12 protein-coding genes are annotated in these 17,506 nt (G+C 62.0%); 3 read left to right on the plus strand and 9 right to left on the minus strand.

Annotation, left to right across the window (positions count from 1 at the left end; translation table 11 throughout):
• The first annotated feature begins 82 nt into the window (after positions 1-82).
• The 3 genes from IVB05_RS32925 to IVB05_RS32935 all read left to right on the plus strand — a co-directional run bounded on the left by IVB05_RS32925 (position 83) and on the right by IVB05_RS32935 (position 2,675).
• Positions 83-1,027, plus strand: a complete 945-nt coding sequence (locus IVB05_RS32925; RefSeq protein ID WP_247780157.1) for an ABC transporter substrate-binding protein — start codon at positions 83-85, stop codon at positions 1,025-1,027.
• A 92-nt stretch (positions 1,028-1,119) separates the two neighbouring features.
• On the plus strand, positions 1,120-1,893 hold the full coding sequence (locus IVB05_RS32930; RefSeq protein WP_247787196.1) for an ABC transporter permease: 774 nt from the start codon (positions 1,120-1,122) through the stop codon (positions 1,891-1,893).
• Complete coding sequence (locus IVB05_RS32935; protein WP_247780158.1) at positions 1,890-2,675, plus strand: ABC transporter ATP-binding protein; 786 nt, start codon at positions 1,890-1,892, stop codon at positions 2,673-2,675. Before IVB05_RS32930 ends, IVB05_RS32935 begins: the two co-directional genes overlap by 4 nt.
• A gap of 298 nt (positions 2,676-2,973) precedes the next feature.
• Here the strand turns inward: IVB05_RS32935 and IVB05_RS32940 are convergent, their stop codons facing one another.
• The 9 genes from IVB05_RS32940 to IVB05_RS32980 form a co-directional block, all read right to left on the minus strand.
• A complete protein-coding gene (locus tag IVB05_RS32940; RefSeq protein ID WP_247780159.1) occupies positions 2,974-4,950 on the minus strand; it encodes an ABC transporter ATP-binding protein/permease in 1,977 nt (658 codons plus the stop codon).
• The gene (locus tag IVB05_RS32945) at positions 4,947-6,629 is read right to left on the minus strand and encodes a peptidoglycan-binding protein (protein WP_247780160.1); all 1,683 of its coding nucleotides are present in this window, start codon (positions 6,627-6,629) and stop codon (positions 4,947-4,949) included. Before IVB05_RS32945 ends, IVB05_RS32940 begins: the two co-directional genes overlap by 4 nt.
• 201 nt (positions 6,630-6,830) lie before the next feature.
• Positions 6,831-7,688: a hypothetical protein gene (locus IVB05_RS32950; RefSeq protein WP_247780161.1), complete on the minus strand. Its 858-nt coding sequence runs from the start codon at positions 7,686-7,688 to the stop codon at positions 6,831-6,833.
• 64 nt (positions 7,689-7,752) lie between these two features.
• Complete coding sequence (locus IVB05_RS32955) at positions 7,753-8,049, minus strand: PepSY domain-containing protein (RefSeq protein WP_247780162.1); 297 nt, start codon at positions 8,047-8,049, stop codon at positions 7,753-7,755.
• Positions 8,050-8,185: 136 nt separating this feature from the next.
• Positions 8,186-9,403 carry a PepSY domain-containing protein gene (locus IVB05_RS32960; RefSeq protein WP_247780163.1) on the minus strand — a complete coding sequence of 406 codons (1,218 nt, stop codon included), beginning with the start codon at positions 9,401-9,403 and terminating at the stop codon, positions 8,186-8,188.
• A complete protein-coding gene (locus IVB05_RS32965; protein WP_247780164.1) occupies positions 9,400-10,101 on the minus strand; it encodes a hypothetical protein in 702 nt (233 codons plus the stop codon). The genes IVB05_RS32960 and IVB05_RS32965 overlap by 4 nt, the downstream gene beginning before the upstream one ends.
• A 1-nt stretch (position 10,102) precedes the next feature.
• A complete protein-coding gene (locus IVB05_RS32970; RefSeq protein ID WP_247780165.1) occupies positions 10,103-13,252 on the minus strand; it encodes an efflux RND transporter permease subunit in 3,150 nt (1,049 codons plus the stop codon).
• Positions 13,253-13,311: 59 nt separating this feature from the next.
• On the minus strand, positions 13,312-13,797 hold the full coding sequence (locus tag IVB05_RS32975) for a hypothetical protein (protein WP_247780166.1): 486 nt from the start codon (positions 13,795-13,797) through the stop codon (positions 13,312-13,314).
• A complete protein-coding gene (locus IVB05_RS32980) occupies positions 13,794-16,919 on the minus strand; it encodes an efflux RND transporter permease subunit (protein ID WP_247780167.1) in 3,126 nt (1,041 codons plus the stop codon). The genes IVB05_RS32975 and IVB05_RS32980 overlap by 4 nt, the downstream gene beginning before the upstream one ends.
• Between the last annotated feature and the right edge of the window lie 587 nt (positions 16,920-17,506).

Consider the following 17,506-nt stretch of genomic DNA (forward strand, 5'->3'; position numbering starts at 1 on the left):
ATGCGTATGAAGTACGGCACAATTTATGCAGCAGCAGGACGAACAGAACCAGATCCATACACCCGGCAGAAGGAAGACAATCATGTCTAGTTTTAGAATATTCGCCGCAACCGCCGCTCTTCTAGTATCCGCACCAGCCATCGCGCAAGACGTCAAGGTCGGCATCGGAATTTCCGGATGGACCGGGTTTGCGCCGCTCACGCTCGCCAACCAGGCGGGCATCTTCAAGAAGAACGGCCTCGACGTGACGATCAAGAAGATCCCGCAGAAGGACCGGCATCTGGCCATTGCCTCAGGTGACATCCAGTGCGCGGCGACCACGGTCGAAACCTGGATTTCCTGGAACGCCAATGGCGTCGCGACCAAGCAGATCTTCCAGCTCGACAAAAGTTACGGCGCCGATGGCATGGCAACGCGAAACGACGTTGCCTCGATCAAGGATCTGAAGGGCAAGACGGTCGCCGCATCCGCACCCGGCACCGCGCCCTATTTCACGCTGGCCTGGATGCTCAAGAAAAACGGCCTCTCGATCAAGGACGTCACCGTGGTGAACCTGGAGCCCGCCGCGGCTGCACAGGCATTCGTGGCCGGTCAGAACGATGCGGCCATGACCTATGAGCCTTACCTGTCGACGGTGCGTGCTGCGCCGGACAAGGGCAAGATCATCGCCACCACGCTCGACTATCCGATGATCATGGACACGTTCGGCTGCACGCCGAAATTCCTGACCGAAAATCCGAAAGCCGCGAAGGCGTTGGCCGACAGCTATTTCGAGGCTGTCGCCCTGATCGAAAAGGACCAGGCCAAGTCCTACGAGATCATGGGTTCCGACGTGAAGCAGTCCGGCGAGCAGTTCGGCAACTCGGCAAAATATCTCCGCTGGCAGGACAAGGCCGCGAACCAGAAATTCTTCGCGGGCGAGTTCCAGGCCTTCACCAAGGAAGCCGCAGATTTGTTGCTCGAGATCGGCATCATCAAATCGATTCCGAAAATCGATGACCTCGTTGACACGAGCTACATCAAGTAGGTTCGGTTGGCGCAGCTCCGGTCCCGCTTCCCGCAGGTGAGGAAGCGGGACTTCCCACGATCAGCGTACCGCTTTGAGGAATTTGCCTTGTGATACGTCCTCTTGATCCCGTGACATCGAAGCAGCGCGCGGTCTATGGCTTTGCGTTCTTTGTCCTGTTCGTGGCCCTGTGGGCATGGGCAACTTTTGGCGGCTACGTCTCGAAAACGTTTCTCGCCAACCCGCTGACCATGCTGCAGGAAGGTTGGGAGCTCCTGACCAAGCACGGCTTCCTGTTCGACATCGGCATGACGATCTGGCGGGTTGTCGGCGGCTTCGTGCTGGCGGCCATCATTGCGGTGCCGCTCGGCGTTCTGATGGGCGCTTACAAGCCGATCGAGGCGTTCCTGGAGCCGTTTGTCTCGTTTGCCCGTTATCTGCCGGCGTCAGCCTTTATCCCGCTGTTGATCCTGTGGGCAGGCATCGGCGAGCTGCAGAAGCTGCTGGTTATCTTTATCGGTTCGGTGTTCCAGATCATCTTGATGATCGCCGTGAACGTCGGCAACACACGGCGCGACCTCGTTGAAGCAGCCTACACGCTCGGCGCCAACGACCGCGGCATCATCGGCCGCGTGCTGCTGCCCTCGTCCGCCCCCGAGATCGCGGAAATCCTTCGGCTCGTCCTGGGCTGGGCGTGGACCTACGTCATCGTTGCCGAGCTCATCGGTTCATCGTCGGGCATCGGCCACATGATCACCGACAGCCAGGCTCTGCTCAATACCGGTCAGATCATTTTCGGTATCATCGTCATCGGGCTGATCGGCCTCGTGTCGGACTTCCTGTTCAAGGCGTTCAACGCCTGGCTGTTTCCGTGGAAACTGGCATGACCAAGCTGAAGATCGATCAGGTCACTCGCATCTTCCCTGCGCGCCAGGGCAATGCGCCGACGCGGGCCCTGGAGCCGACCGACCTCAGCGTCGGCAACAATGACTTCGTCACCATCCTCGGTCCGTCGGGCTGCGGAAAATCCACGCTGCTGCGCATCATCGCAGGCCTTGACCGGCCGACAAGCGGCCGCGTCATCCTGGACGGGCTCGAGGTAACCGGACCTGGCGCGGATCGCGGCATGGTATTTCAATCGTACACGCTGTTCCCATGGCTGACCGTGCGCGAAAACATCGCGTTCGGCCTGCGCGAACGCGGGATTTCCGAGGCGGAGCGCGGCAAGGTCGCCGATGGGTTCATCCAGCGGGTCGGTTTATCGGGATTTGAAAATCACTGGCCGAAGCAACTGTCCGGAGGCATGCAGCAGCGCACGGCCATCGCGCGTGCCCTCGCCAACGATCCCAAGATCCTGTTGCTCGACGAACCGTTCGGGGCGCTGGATAATCAAACCCGCGCGCTGATGCAGGAAATGCTGCTCGGAATCTGGGAACGCGACCAGAAGACCGTACTGTTCGTCACGCACGATATCGAAGAGGCAATCTTCCTCGGCAGCCGCGTCATCGTGATGAGCGCACGTCCCGGCTGTATCAAGGCCGAGATCGTGGTCGATCTGCCCCATCCGCGATCCTACAAGATCAAGACCGCACCCGAATTCGTCAGGCTGAAAGAACGGCTCGTCGAAGAGATCCGTGGCGAGGCATTGAAGGTTGCGGTTCACGCCTGACAGCCCACCCGCGCGAGCCGCAAATACGATCGTTTGAGTGACCTGCGCAAAAGCTTCCTGAGACAAACCCTGTCACGCGCGCAATATGCAATACTCCCGATTTCAGCAAATGCTCCGACTACTCTGGATCGCAGAATTGGAAAAACGGCGTGCTAAACGGCAGGTTCGCGTTGCATGGTGGACAGCGGAATGTTCGGTCTTGTCGCAAGATGTCCCGCCGCCTTCTTCGGACGGTCGCGTTTGGAAGATGTGATCCATGTTCAACATGCGGTCAAACACGACGTAGAATACGATCAGGTCATTCGTGTCGGAACGCTTCGGCCGGTTCGAGCGCGGCGGCGCGTGAGGCGGGGTAAACTCCGGACAGCAGACCGATCACGCCACCGACAGCTGGCGCAAGCAATGGAGCGAGCGGGTCGAGCACCGGAGTCCAGACCTGATACGCCGAGACACCCACCACGATGAGCACGCCGACGCTGGATCCGAGTAGTCCCCCCACGACACCCATGGACGCACTCTCAATAAGAAACTGCGCTGCGATGTGGCGGCGCGTCGCGCCAATGGCACGGCGCAGTCCGATCTCCGCTGTCCGCTCCATCACGCCCACCAGGGTGATATTTGCGATCCCAAGCGCGCCGACCACGAGCGACAGGCCGCCCAGCAGCAGGAACATCATATTGAGATCGGTTTGCACGTCGTCGCGCACGCGCCGCGGCTCCTGCGGCAGTTGCACGCGAAGCGCGCGCGGGTCGTCCGGCCGCAGCGCCGCCCGCGCTTGCAGCGCAATCAGGGAAGCAGCGCCAATCTTCGTCTCCACGACCACCGTGCCAGGCCCGAACAGGCTGAAGTGCTGTCGCGCCGTACCCTCGGGAATGATGACCGAGCCGAGAAGTTCCGGCTTTCGGACCACATCGCGAAGGATGCCGATCACGAGATAGAGGTGATCGCCGACATAAATCGCGGGCAGCCGCTCGACTCCAGCGATGCCCAGGCGGCGCGCGGCATCGGGGCCGAGGATCGCAACTCGCTCGGCGCGGGCAGAATGCCCCCCGTCGATAAACCGTCCCGAGGCGAGGTCGGCGCGCACCGCGCGGAACAAATCCGGCGACGCGGCGCGCACCGCCAGTTTGAATGCGGTCTGATTGGACGGATCCACCACAGGCGAGGCGCTGACGAGCATGTCGTGGACATTGACGTCGCTGAGCAAGCCCGCGGCCACGACACCGTTCAGCCGGACCAGCCGTTCCGGCGCGTCCCATGGAATGGCACGCGGATCAATCGTGCCGGTCGCCATTCCCGGCCGCGCCGTGATGAACAATTCGGTGGCCGCAAGTTGATCGAACTGACTGATGATGCGGTTGCCGGCGGTTCGCGTGAGACCGATAGTGGCCACCAGCGCCGACATGCCGATCACGATGCCAAGCACCGTCAGCGCCATGCGGGCCGGCCGCGCGATCGCCCCGGCGATCGCCTCGGAGACGAGGTCGCGCATCGTGATCCCCGACGGCGCAATGCGCGCCCTGGACGGAGGCGGCAATGCCGTCTCGCTTCCACCAAAGAGCCGGCCATCCTTCATGTTGACCCGGCGCGAGCCCCGGCGCGCGACGCTTTCGTCGTGCGTGACGACGACGATTGTCATGCCCTCCTTGTTGAGCTCGGTGAAGAAATCCAGGATCGACTCGGTGTTCTTGGAATCGAGATTGCCGGTCGGCTCGTCGCACAAGAGCAGGCTCGGTGAACCCATCAGGGCGCGGGCGATCGCCACCCGCTGACGTTCGCCGCCGGACAATTTGGAAGGCGGGAAATTCGCGCGATGCTCGAGGCCGACGCGGCGAATTTCCTGCATCGCCCGCTCGCGCCGCCCGCGTCCGACCTGCCGGCGGTATACTTCCGCCAGCATGACGTTCTCGAGGACAGTGCGATAGGGCAGCAGGTGGAATGACTGAAAGATGAATCCAACGCGGCGGCTGCGCAGCCCGGCCCGCTCATTCTCGCTCAGCTTTGTCGTTTCGATACCGTCAAAAACGTACTGTCCGCTGGTTGGCCGGTCGAGGCAACCGAGGATATTCAACAGCGTGGATTTCCCCGAGCCGGACGGACCGGTTATCGACAGCCATTCGCCGCGCCGCAACACGAGGTCGACATCGATCAATGCGTCGACAGCGGGATCGGTCCCGAATTGCTTGCACACCTTGCGCAGATCGAGGACATGGCCAGCATCGACAGAAGCCGTCTTGATCGGCACCTCTGGCCGTATGTCCTCCATGAGCTTCATTTGACCGCCGCCGGCTCGGCTGTTTTATAACCCACCACCACGAGTTGACCGGGCGCAAGTCGCCCATCAGGGGTGTTGACCTCGACATAGCCGCCCGTCGAGAGCCCCGGCTGCACGGTGACGTACTCCTGCTTGCCGCCGCGTTCGACCAGCACACGCGATGTTCCGTCGGCGGCAAGCGACACCGCGCTGGTCGGGACCGCGGTGACCGCGCCCTTCGACGTTTCGATCGGGATCGTCAGACGGACGGAAAACCCTGCCAGCAGCACAGGCGTGGTCTCCACCCTGACCCCGAGATAGAAGTGATAGCCGTCCACGCCGCGCGTGCCGGGTGTGTTCGCCACCGTCTCGACGACGCCGGTCGCCTTGATCCCAAGCGCCTGCTCGTCGATCGCAACTTTCATCCCGGGCTTTACTAACGGCGCGGCTTCAAGCGGGAGCTGCGAGTCGATGCTGAGCTGGTTGTCCGTCACGCTCATGACCGGCCCAGAAGCATTGGCAGCGACCGCAGCGGTCACCTCGTTGACGCGGATCGGAAGCGAGGGGATGAAAACGACCTCGTCCGCCGGCACCTGCACGCCGAGCTTGGCGCGCGCCGCCGCGAGTTCGCTGGCGAGTCGCTCTGCGCGTTCGGTTGTGACCTTGACGTCAAATTCGGCAAGCGACTGCTGTTCTTGCGCCGCACGCACGCTACGCTCGCCTTCCAGGCGGGCCGCCTTCACCGCCCCCTCGGCGACCCGGATACGTTCGTCCACCAGCGCCGCCTCGCGCGACGCGGTCTGAATCGCGAGATCGGCTTCCATCTTCGCCTTGCGCTGCGCGGCACGCGCCACTTTCAGCTTGGCCTCGGCCGCCGCACGCGCCGTTTCGGTCTGGCGCGGGTCAAGAACGATCAGGGCACGATCGGCCATTTGCGTGGCGACATCGGCGCTGGCCGCGGTCGCCGAATGCGCGGCGCGCGCGCGCTCGGTTTCAAGCGCCAGCGACTTGCCGGACCGCGCGTCGGCCAGCTGCCGGCTGTCACCAACACGCGCCGCGCTGTCGAGGGCCGCCTGGCGCGTGTTCTGCTCCGCGATGGCCCGCGCGGCGGCGACGGCTTTCATCGCGGTTTCGCGCGTGGCCTCGGCCGCAAGCTGGGCGCGCGCGGCATCCGACCACTCCCGCTCGAGCGTGGCGACGGCAGCGCGTTGTTCGCGCGTCGGTGCGAACGGATCCCACCCGGCCTTTTTATACATGCGCTCGACCGCGGCGGATGTCTTCTGATCGTAGTTGCCATCGACCGTTCCCGGATCGAAGCCGAGGCGAGCCAGGGCTTCTTCGAGTTGGCGGACGTCGCCGCCGCTCGTTCCGGGCGCCATATCGCGAAAAGCCGGTGCGGCGCCGCTGAGGACAAAGACCGGACGGCCGGATGCGGATAGAATCACCTCACCTTCCCCAAAGTTCGCATTGGGTCGGGGTAGCGACGAGATCAGCCCGACGGCGCCCTTGACCGTCGAAGGCGCGATCGAAATCGGCTGCGGCAGTCCGAAGCGGACCGTGCCGCGGGTGACCACATCGGAACTCAGTACACGCGACTCCACAGGCACAAGGATCGCGGATGGCTCGGGCGCTGCGGTGCGCGCCGCCATTTCAGCCGGCGACTGGATCCTGGAGCCCATGTACCAGGCGCCAAGCGCCATGCCTCCAACCGCGCCCAAGATAGCCCAGAGAACGTTTACGCGCTTTGCGGCCATGCCGTAGTCCCTCCCGCCATCGACAGCGTGCGGGCCATCTTCGCAGGAAGCGTTGCGTCCGCTTTCGTCATGCGATGCGCTGCCAGCAAAGGAGATTACTCATAGCCGCCGATCCGGGGAAGTGTGGGCGTGTACATCCTAATTGGTCTATTGCACTTTCCGGGAGAACAGCTCCTCCTGGATCTTCTCCTCGACTGGCGTCAGTACCTCCTCCTGCATTTTGTGGCTCTTGGCCGAGACCAGGCGCTCGTAATCCTGCAGTTTCCGCAAAGCGGCTTTCTGGTCCTGCGACATCTTGGAAACCAATAGCTTGCCGCCCTCGGTCAGCGTGCTGAGCCGGTTCCGCAGATCGGGCTCGATTTCGTCCGGGTGGCCGTATTCGAAGCCGGCCTTCTTCATCTCCCGCTGCCAGAACCCAAGGGCGGCCTTCATCCGCGGGTCCTTGTTGATCAACGCATCCTGCGGATTGTAATGGCTGGCCTTCAACTGATCCGGCTTGAATGTTTCAGTGAGGGCCTTGCGCGTGCAGCCACCGGTACGCGACAGATCCTCGGTCTCCAAGGCGACCGCGAAGGTGCTGGACACGTCATCCCCAAGCAACGCGCGATTGTAAGCGACCTGGTCTGCGGGGGAGAGCTTGCGGAAAATTTGCACATTGCGTTCGCCGAGACCGACGCGGGCGGGGCTGTAGCCGGTGGAGAGCTGAGGCGGCAAGCCCGTGTAGAAGGTAGATACGCCAAAGCCATAACGACTGACGAACTCCTCCTCACTGAGGCCTGGAAGCTGTTTGTCCGCCGACATGCCTGCCCGCACCGTTTTGTGGTCGGCCGCGATGTACTGGAAGCCTTGTTCGCGCATGCAGCGGGCGATCAGTTCCTCGGTCTTCTCGATCGCCTGGACCAGCTCGCGTGGCGACATGCCGAATTCCTCGGTCCCAAGGCCCTTCGGAGCCTGTGCCTGCGCCGCCGCTGTCGCCGGCGCGAGCAGGACGGCGAACAGGCCCATGTAAATTGCCCTCTTCATGGCGCTATCCTTTCCAATAACGAACCTCGTATGCAGCCGGTACATGTCAGTCCGTCCCGATAATCTTTCCGGTTTCGATGTCGACGAAGACGTCCTTCTCGCCCTGCTCCGGTGATTGGATCTCGATCACGTAGACATTCTTGCCGCCCTTTTTCTCGATCGCCACGTCGGTGACTTTGCCGGGGATGCGCTCAAGAGCAATCTTCTTCGCCTGTTCTTCCGTGATCTTTGCCGCAGGCGGCGCACGCTCTTTCGAAGGGCCCGGTTGCTGCGCCTGCACGACGGCCACGGCTTGCGCAAGAAGAAGGCTGGCGAGCAGGCCGCAGTGGATCGTCCTCTTCATGGCGGTATCCTTCCCGTTCAATCGCTACGGTGGAACGGAACACGGAGGGATCGCCCGTGATCCACGATTTCGTCACCCGTGGGAGGAGAAACCCGTGCGATGAAAATCGTGGATCAGGGCGCTCGCACCGTTCACATCAGTCCGTTCCGACGATCTTCCCGGACTCGATATCGACAAAGACATCCTTCTCGCCATCCTTTGGCGTTTGGATCTCGACCACGTAGACATTCTTGCCTTTCTTCCGCTCGATCTTCACGGACGTAGCCTTGCCGGGGATCTCCGCGAGCGCGATCTTCGTCGCCTGGTCTCCCGAGACCTTCGCCACGGGCGGCGTATACTTCAGCGGCTTGTCGCGGAGCTTCCCGATGCTTGAAACGTCCGAGGCCGGGTTGTCCTTCGGCAGCGCGGCGGAAGCGATGAGCTTGCCGTCGGAAGTGTCGAGCACGACGCCGACCACCGGACACCAGATCTTGTCGGTGATGTCTTTCAGGTTGATCAGACCCTGCTCGCGAACCCGGACGCAGTTCTTGAACGTCCCCGCCGGAACCGTGATTTCGATGCCGGTTTCCATGTTCTCAGCGCCGCCATAGGCCTGGTTCTGGCCGCCGTCGAATATATAGCGGCCGCCAACCGTGAACGTGCCGGGCATCAACAGACCCGGTTCGGCGACGCCGTCGCCGTCGAGATCGCCCGCCCGCCATGTGCCTTCAAAAACTGGTTTTCCTTCCTCGTTGATTTCCCAACTCACCTCGCCGAAGGCATAGACGCTGTTGGTGGTCTTATCGACGGCGAACCAGTTGAGCGCGCGCTGTGTCAGGACGCCATCCATGTATTCTTCTTCCTGCACAACCGCCGTCTTGAATTTGCCGATACCGGGAAGGTCGAAATCCTCGGTGCTATCGAGGACCACGGTCTCCTTGCGATACTTGCCGTCCGGGTGATCGGGCCGCTCATGCACGTGCTTGTGGCCCGGCACGATCGGGTAATAGAGGGGGTTGACCCCGTGCGGGACGATGTTCTCGGCTTTCAGATTCCAGTCCTTCAGCGACGAGTAATCCTTGCCGCTCTTCCAGCGCGGCGGATCCTGGATATCGCCTGCGACCGCGCCGCCAGAGACCACGAACCCGGCCGTCATCAGAACGGTGCCCGCCATGAGCGCGGCACGCCACCTGGCCAGCCGGCCAGATTGCCCGCTCGCCGTCTTCATCTGTCGCTCCAAACCCTGCTTGTCGAACATGTGAATGCCCTCCAGTTGCGGGCGGCGGTCCGGCCAACCGTCGCCCAAGGTTGCGGAAGTTTTCAGCCCTATGTGGCCGTTGGGCCGATCTGACATTTCGCGAGCGGGGTGATTCATCGCGCCCTCGCCGTGGTGAAGCCGGCTTCGATGAAGGACCGATTGCCGTCCTTTGCGACGGTACCAATTGCGAATTTGTAGGCCTTACCGGCGCGCAAGAACCCCGCAGGTATCGCGAAGGATCTTGCTGAGCCCGGCAGCAGTGCCCGGATTTCGTAGGCCGAGCCGGTCTGCTCGATAACGATGGCGCAAGCCTCGATCCCCTTCGGCACGGACCATCGCAGGGTCAGCGCGATGGCGGGTACGTCTTTCTGGTCAGGCCGCGGATATTCGAATGCGGCAGATTTCGGGAACACGTGACTCAACCGCGCCTCACCGCGCAGGTTCGCTCCCTTGGTCGTCGTTCCCTCAAAACGATATGCGCCCGCCGGGAAATCCGCCCGTACGATCTTGTCATCATCGGGCTCCGGCGATTCGAGCGTGAGACTGCGAATTCCCAGCTTCGAGTCCGGCGATCTGAGGTCGATCACCGTGCGCTCGCCCGGCGCCATCACCTTCAACGCGGCCAGCCCATCCTCCGCGCCGGTGGCCTCGAACCGGATCTCGGCATCGTGATCCTGTATATTGCGTTCGAGATAGACGGAGAGCTTTTCAAAGCGGCCATCCTGGGCCGCAGGTCCTGTCACCGGATACGCAAGAGCAGACAACGTCGCAGCAGCGGCGACAATCCAACCATTGTGGCGACGTACGGCTTTCATATCACGCGCTCCCGGATACTGGTGCCGGAACCGCCAGACGATCCATCGACAGGCTCGTACCGCGGCCGAAACGCAGATAAAATGCAGGCAAGATAAACAGGTTGAGCAGCGTCGACGTCACGAGGCCGCCCAGAATGACGACCGCCATCGGATATTCGATCTCGTGGCCCGGCAGGTCGCCGAAAATGATCAGTGGCAGGATCGCGAGTCCGGCGGCGCCGGTCGTCATCAGGATCGGCCGTAACCGCTCGCTCGCGCCGCGAAGCACGAGCTTCATGCCGAACACCTCTCCCTCATGGCGTTCCAGATGCTGGAAGTGGTTGATCATGATGATCCCGTTGCGGGCGGCGATGCCAAGCACCGTCAGGAAACCAACCAGCGAGCCAAGGGAAATCACGCCTCCCGCCAGCCACGCCGCCAGCACGCCGCCGACCAGCGCCGAAGGAAGGGTCACGAAGCTGAGCGCTGCCAGCCGCCAGCTTTCAAAAGACTGTTGCAGAAGGACGAAGATGACAGCGAGCGCGAGGACGGAGAACAGTTCGAGTCGCCTGCGCGCGGCGCTCAGTTCCTGATATTCGCCTTGCAGCACCGCGTAGTAGCCAAGAGGAAACGCCAACTTGTCCAGACGCGCCTGCACGTCGCTGGCGACCGCGCCGAGATCGCGGCCCTTGACATTCGCCTGCACGTCGATCCGACGGGAACTCGTCTCACGCTTGACGACATTTGGCGTCGGCCGAATGCTAACATCGGCTACTTCCGCCAGCTTGACGCGCTGCCCGGTTGGCGTGTTGATCAGCATCTCGCGGACCGAGTCTACGCTCCGGCGGAATTCCGGAGCGGTCCACACCTGCACATCGTAGGTGCGTCCACCGAGGAAGATGTCGCCGACCTCCTCTCCGGCCATCAAGGTCGCGGAGGCACGCCGGACATCGCCCGGCTTCAGACCGTAGCGTCGTGCTTCCTCCAGCTTCACCGTCACCTGAATGTGCGGTACTTCGACCATCAACTCCTTGTGCAGGTTGACGAGATTTGGAACGTCCGCGAGTGCCGCGCGAACTTCCTCCGCCTTGTCCCTGAGAATCTCGAGATCAGGGCCGAAGATGCGGACGACGATCGCCTCCCCAGCGCCAGTCAGGACCTCGCGAATGCGCTCCTTCAGATAGGTCTGCACATCACGGTAGAGGCCGGGATAGCCTTCCACCATTTCCTCGATCCTGGCATGCGTCTTGTCGTAGTCGGAGTCCCTGCTGATGCTGATCCAGTTCTCCCCGAAATTGACGCCGACGACTTCGTCAGCGGCGAAGGCCTGGCCTATATGGGCGCCGAAGTTGCGCACCCCCGGAATAGCGCGCAGTTCCTTGCTTGCGCGGGTGGTGATGCGCAGCATCTCGGGCAGCGAAGCGTCGGGGGTGGTGACCCAGTGCATCAGGAAGTCGCGCTCCTTGAACGACGGCAGCAGCGAGTGGCCAAGCAGCGGCCAAACACCGATCCCCGAGAGCGTCACTATTCCGACAGCGATATAGGCCATGCGTGGAGTGCTGGTGACCCGTTCCAGCAAGGGCGCGTAATGCCGTAGCAGCCAGACGATCACAGGTGATTCACGCCCTTCGAGTCGCGCGCCCCGCAGCAGGATCAAGCAGAGTGCCGGCGTCACCGTCATGGCTGCGACGAGCGAGGCTGCAATCGCGAGCACGTAGGCGGCAATCAAGGGCTTGAAGAAGGATCCGGTCAGGCCTTGCATGAACAGGACGGGCACGACCGCGGTAACGACGATAAGGGTGGCGTAGACGATCGGCGCACGCACCTCCAGTGAAGCGTCCAGAATGATGCGCGCCGTGCTTCGCGTATCGCCCGACCGCCGTGCATGGCGCAGGCGTCGCATGATGTTCTCGACGTCGAGGATCGCGTCGTCGACGACGACGCCCAACGCGATCACGAAGCCCGCCAGAGTCATTGTGTTGACCGAGGCGCCGGACATGAACAGAACTAGTCCAGCTGCGAGCAGCGACAGCGGAATGGCGACGATACAGACGAGCGCGGTGCGCCACTCGTAAAGGAAGATGAGGATGATGCCCGCGACGAACAGGCAGCTCAGCAACAGTGCCCAGGATAGATTATTGATCGAGTCCTCGACGAAAGTCGCCGGCCGGAAGATTGTCGTGTCGATCTCGACCCCAGGAAGACCGGGCTTCATTCGCTCGAGCGCCTCCTCCACCCCGCGGGTGACGGCGAGCGTGTTGCCCCAGGGAAATTTTTCCACAATGAGCATGAGGCCTGGGCCATCGTTGATGACGGCATCGCCAATCATGCCCTGCGGGGCATAGACGAGATTGGCCACGTCGCTCAGCAACAGCGGCGGCTTACCGGCCGGGTGGGTCACCGGCACCTTGGCCAGCGTCTCAGGTGTAACGCCGGCGCCGACGAAGCGGAGCTGAAAGCGCTGATTGGGTGTTTCGACGAAGCCGCCGGTACCGATATGTGCGCCGCGGGCATAGCGCAGCAGACCAACATCGAGGGCATCGGAAACCGCCTCCTGCACCTGGTCGAGCGTAACGTCCACCTCGGCCAAGCGCTTCGGGTCAACCATGACCTGAAGCATCTTGAGCTGCTCTCCCCAGATCGCGATGTTCGCAACGCCGGGCACCCCGAGCAACCGCTGCCGGATGGTCCAATAGGACAGCATCGACAGGTCCATCACGGACTTGTCCTTGGAGGTAATGCCGATCTTCATGATCCGGCTGGTGGAGGACAATGGCGGCATCATGAACGGCGGTGCGGCCCATGTCGGCAGGGTCTTGCTCGCGAGCGCCATCCGCTCACTGACCAGTTGCCGCGCGCGGATCTCATCGGCGCCGGACTTGAAGATCAACAGGATCGACGACAATTGCGCCACCGACTTCGAACGCATCACCTCGATGTCCGGGACACCGTTCAGCGCGTTTTCCAGCGGCACCGAGACAAGTTGCTCGACTTCGGCGGATGAAAGCCCAAGACAGATGGTCTGGATCTCGACCCGCGGTGGCGCGAATTCCGGGAACACGTCCACGGGTACGTCCCGCAGGCGCGCGAGGCCAAACCAAGTCAGCACCACCCCGAGGGCGAGGACAAGGTAACGAAAGCGCAGACTCGAGCCAATGATCAGCCTCATCATCGGGAAACATCCCCCCACTCAGGCCGAAGCCGTAATGGAAAAACAATTTCGACGCGCAGCTAGTGACCTACCTTCACCTCTGCGCCGAAGACCTGCGGCACTCCGGTCGCAAGCACCTTGGTGCCGGCGGGAGGTCCTTCAGTCAGGTACACGTTGTCGCCCTTGATGGTATCGATCACCACAGCGCCGCGAGCGAAGGTCAATGGGTCGGCGCTGATATAAACCCACGTCTTACCGGTCAGGTCGTAGAGAACAGAGGCATAGGGCACGATCAGGCGGCCCGACGGATCGGCGCGTACCTCATCGATCACGATGCCGAGCCGTTCAGCCGCTTTCGGCGTGAGCGTCACCTTCATGATCTTTGCGTCATTTGTGGCCTCGACGCGCGCGGGCATGATCTTCTTGACTGCCGTCTCAGCGGCCAGTGCTGACGCACACGGCGCTGCGAGGCACGCGGTAAATGCCGCGACCGTCAATACGGTGAAGCGGGCCATGAGACGTTCCTCCCTTTCGACGGCTTTCGAAGTGAAGCGCGCGGCAGTCATGACGCGGTCTCCATTTCAAGATCGAGCCGGTCGGCGGTCCAGCCGGCGCCGAACCGCAAGTAAAGCGCCGGCAGCACGAACAATGTTCCGAGCGTCATGGTAACGACGCCGCCCAAGACCGCGAGCGCGAGCGGGTGCGCGATTTCGAGTCCGGCGACATCGCCCATGATCGCGAACGGAAGCACCAGCGCGAGCGTTGTCACCGATGACGCGATGATGCTCGGGAACTGTTCCTGCACGCCACGACGCACCAGCTTTTCGCCGAACGGCTCACCCTCGTTCAATTGCAGATGCTGGAAATGGGCAACCAGACCGATACCCTGCCGCACCATCAGTGCGAGCACCGCTGCCAGACCCAGCAGAGAACCAAGCGAGAAGTGACCGTCATTGATTGCGGCCGTCGCCAGGCCGCCAAGTGCAGCGACCGGTACACCGAGCAGCGACAGAGCGCTGAGTGTCCAACTGCGGAGCACCGCCTGCGTCAGCAGGAACATCAACACCACCGCCGCCGCCATGTAGCTGTATATCGATCGCAGGGCGGCTCGCTGCTCCTTGTATTCGCCGAGCACCTCGGCACGGTGCTCGAACGGGAATGCGATCTGTTTGACATTCCTGGCGACATCGTCCGCCACATCACCAAGTGCCCGCTCGTCCACTTTCGCGGAAACATCGATACGACGCGAGGACCCCTGTCGCTGAATGATGCTGGTGGCCGGCGCGATGCGGACGTCAGCAACCTGAGCCAGGCGAACCTGGGACCCGCTCTCGCTGCCGATCATCAGATTCCGCACGTCATCGATGTTGTCGCGCAACTCCGGGCGTCCCCAGACAACCACGTCGAAAACCTTCTGCTCCTCGAACAGCGCACCGACGGTGATGCCGCCGACCATTGCAGAGGTCGCCCTGCGGACGTCGCCCGGCTTCAGGCCGTAACTGGCCGCGCGATCGAGATCCACCTTGACTTCGATCGAGGGTTCTTCGACCTGCAATTCGACCCGGGGATCTTCAATGCCGGGGATCTTCGCCATCGATGCGCGGATCTCCTCTGCCTTGGCGCGAATGACATCGAGGCTGTTGCCATAGACGCGTACGGTGATGGAATCCGGGTCACCGGTGAGCGCCTCGCGCAGCTTCGTGGACAGGTATGTCCCAAGCTTGCCACGCATCCCGGGATAGGCGGTGATGGCAGCTTCGACGGCATCCACCGTTGCTTCGCGATCGACCTTCGGGTCGATGTTGACCCACACTTGCCCGGCATTCACGTCCGTTGCGCGTTCGCAATTGCAAAGCACCGCCCGTCCGAGATTGGCAAAGGCGTTCTGCACTCCCGGGATCTGCCGCAGATCGCGGATCAGGTTCTCGGTTGATCGGGTCATTGCCTGCAGCGAGGTGCCGGGTGGCCCCTGCCATTCGATCATCAGATCCGTCTCTCTGAAGCTGGGCACCATATTGCGTTCGAGCGGGCTCCACAGCGCGAAGCACGCAATCGCCGCCACGACGCAGGCGCCGATGCAGGCGAGCGGCGCGTGGATGACGCGGCCGACAATCCGATCGAAAGGCCTCGCCAATCTATTGACGACCCAACCGCCCATCAGGGTCAGTGGCGCATTGGCGAGCAGCACCGCGGCCAGCGCGGGGGTCACGATCAACGCCACCAGCATCGAGATGGACACGGCGGCGATATAGGCCCAGGCCATCGGCGCGAAGAACGCAGCGGACCGGCTGGACATGAACAGAACGGGCAGCACTGCGAGTACGACGATCAGCGACGCGTACAGCATCGGCCGACGCGTTTCCAGCATCGCACGGACGACGACCATGAAGCCGGACCGACCGTCGCGTTGCGGCGCACGCAAGCGGTGCAGCACGTTTTCGACGTCGATAATACTGTCATGCACGATCACGCCGGAGGCCATCAGCAGGCCGCCGACGACTATCATGCTGAGCGGGATTCCGGCGGCCCTTAGCAGTAGCTCAGCGCAGACGAACGACAATGAGATCGCGGCCAGGGCGATAACCGCGGTCCTCCAGCTGCCCATCAGAAGGCCAAGCACGATGGCAGCCAGGATGATCGAAATGAGCATGGCCTGGCCCAGATTGCCGGTCGCGCGCTCGATGAAACTCGCGGGATGGTAGATGGTCGTATTGATCTCGATACCGGGTAGCCCGGGTTTCAGTTCGTTGAGCGCGCGCTCAACGCCGCGCGTCACGTCCAATGTGTTGAAGCCGGGGAATTTCTCGATCGCCACCATCAGACCGGGGTTTTCGCCGACGATGGCGTCTCCGATCAGCGCCTGATGCCCCTCCACGAGATAGGCGACGTCGCCGACGCTCGTGGTCGTGCCGCTGAGCGGCACCTTGGCGAAGGTACCCACGGTGGAGATCGGCAACTGGTGACGGATGCTGAGCCGCTGGTTCGGCGTTTCGATGAAGCCGCCGGTGCCGGGCGTGGATGAGTTCAGGTAAGTGAGCGGCGAGGACCACACCGCCTCGCCTGTCGTCTTGATCACCTGATCGAGCTTGACGCCCTTCTTGTTCAGGTTCCGGGCGTCGACAAGCACCTGCACCTGCCGCTCGCGCTGACCCCATATCGACACATTGGCCACACCCGGAACACCGGCGAGGCGCGGCGCGATATTCCAGCGCGCCTGAACGGACATATCGATCAGTGAGACGGATTTCGAACTCAGGCCGATGTTCATCACTCGGCTGGCCGAGGAAACCGGCTGAAGCATTACCGGCGGGCTGGAGACGTTCGGCAGCGCGTGCGCCTGCGTCAGCCTTTCCTGCACCATCTGGCGCGCTTTCATCAGATCGGTGCCGGGCGCGAAGATCATCTCGATCGTCGAAAGTCCCGCCATCGATTCCGACTGGATGACCTGCAGCCACGGTACACCGTTGAGCAGGTCCGCCTCCAGCGGCACGGTGATCAGCGATTCAACCTCGGCGCTGGAGAGGCCAAGCGATTCCGTCTTCACGGTGAGCGAGGGCAGCGCCAATTCGGGGATGACGTCGAGCGGCTTGTTCCTGACGTCAACGGCGCCGAGGATAAGCAGGCCCGCGGCGGCAACTACAATGAGGGTGCGCAAACGCACGCTAGAGGAAATGAGCCACGTCAACATTCGACGCCCCCTTCCTTGACCTCTAGTTGTATTTGACTTCTAGTTGAAAATCGAACTCCGTCTGGGAAGGCCCGTTGAATGCGGGATTTTCTGACCGCTGTGTCGCTCGTAGTGGCAACACAATTATTCGCCCACTATTCCCACGAGTCCGATTTTTTTGTCGGCCTTGTGCCGGCTTTATTTCGGTCGTGCTAATGGCACAGTGAGGCTTCGTCGTAATCAATTTCCGCAACGCTGCCTTTCCTGGACCAAGCTGAGGACCAGATCATCAAGGCGAGTGGAAGTTTTAAGTTGATATTCTTGTCGGCACAATCCACCCATTTGGACTACATGTTGGTTCCAATTGGGTCACGCGTGTTTACGCACTTTGTGAGCTTAAGTGGCAAAAACCCTATCGCCACTTGAGGTTGCCTGACGGCCGACGAGGCTGTTCGCGGCTTCTCCTGTACTCTAGATACATCACTTTGGATATATAACTTTGTGGCGCTTGCGTAATTCGTCATCCGCGTCACTCTTATCCCAACATTGCTGGGGGGCTCCGGCAGTTATTTGCTCCGCGTTGTTGAGCGGGCTCTCGTCTGTAGTCG

Origin of the sequence: Bradyrhizobium sp. 170, from assembly GCF_023101085.1 — a bacterium.
Classification (GTDB): Bacteria; Pseudomonadota; Alphaproteobacteria; order Rhizobiales; family Xanthobacteraceae; genus Bradyrhizobium.

Coding starts and splice junctions, on each gene's coding strand:
- IVB05_RS32925 (WP_247780157.1), top strand. CDS start 83: ATGTCTAGTTTTAGAATATTCGCCGCAACCGCCGCTCTTCTAGTATCC.
- IVB05_RS32940 (WP_247780159.1), bottom strand. CDS start 4,950: ATGAAGCTCATGGAGGACATACGGCCAGAGGTGCCGATCAAGACGGCT.
- IVB05_RS32955 (WP_247780162.1), bottom strand. CDS start 8,049: ATGAAGAGGACGATCCACTGCGGCCTGCTCGCCAGCCTTCTTCTTGCG.
- IVB05_RS32960 (WP_247780163.1), bottom strand. CDS start 9,403: ATGAATCACCCCGCTCGCGAAATGTCAGATCGGCCCAACGGCCACATA.
- IVB05_RS32945 (WP_247780160.1), bottom strand. CDS start 6,629: ATGGCGCTTGGCGCCTGGTACATGGGCTCCAGGATCCAGTCGCCGGCT.
- IVB05_RS32950 (WP_247780161.1), bottom strand. CDS start 7,688: ATGGGCCTGTTCGCCGTCCTGCTCGCGCCGGCGACAGCGGCGGCGCAG.
- IVB05_RS32980 (WP_247780167.1), bottom strand. CDS start 16,919: ATGTTGACGTGGCTCATTTCCTCTAGCGTGCGTTTGCGCACCCTCATT.
- IVB05_RS32935 (WP_247780158.1), top strand. CDS start 1,890: ATGACCAAGCTGAAGATCGATCAGGTCACTCGCATCTTCCCTGCGCGC.
- IVB05_RS32970 (WP_247780165.1), bottom strand. CDS start 13,252: ATGATGAGGCTGATCATTGGCTCGAGTCTGCGCTTTCGTTACCTTGTC.
- IVB05_RS32965 (WP_247780164.1), bottom strand. CDS start 10,101: ATGAAAGCCGTACGTCGCCACAATGGTTGGATTGTCGCCGCTGCTGCG.
- IVB05_RS32975 (WP_247780166.1), bottom strand. CDS start 13,797: ATGACTGCCGCGCGCTTCACTTCGAAAGCCGTCGAAAGGGAGGAACGT.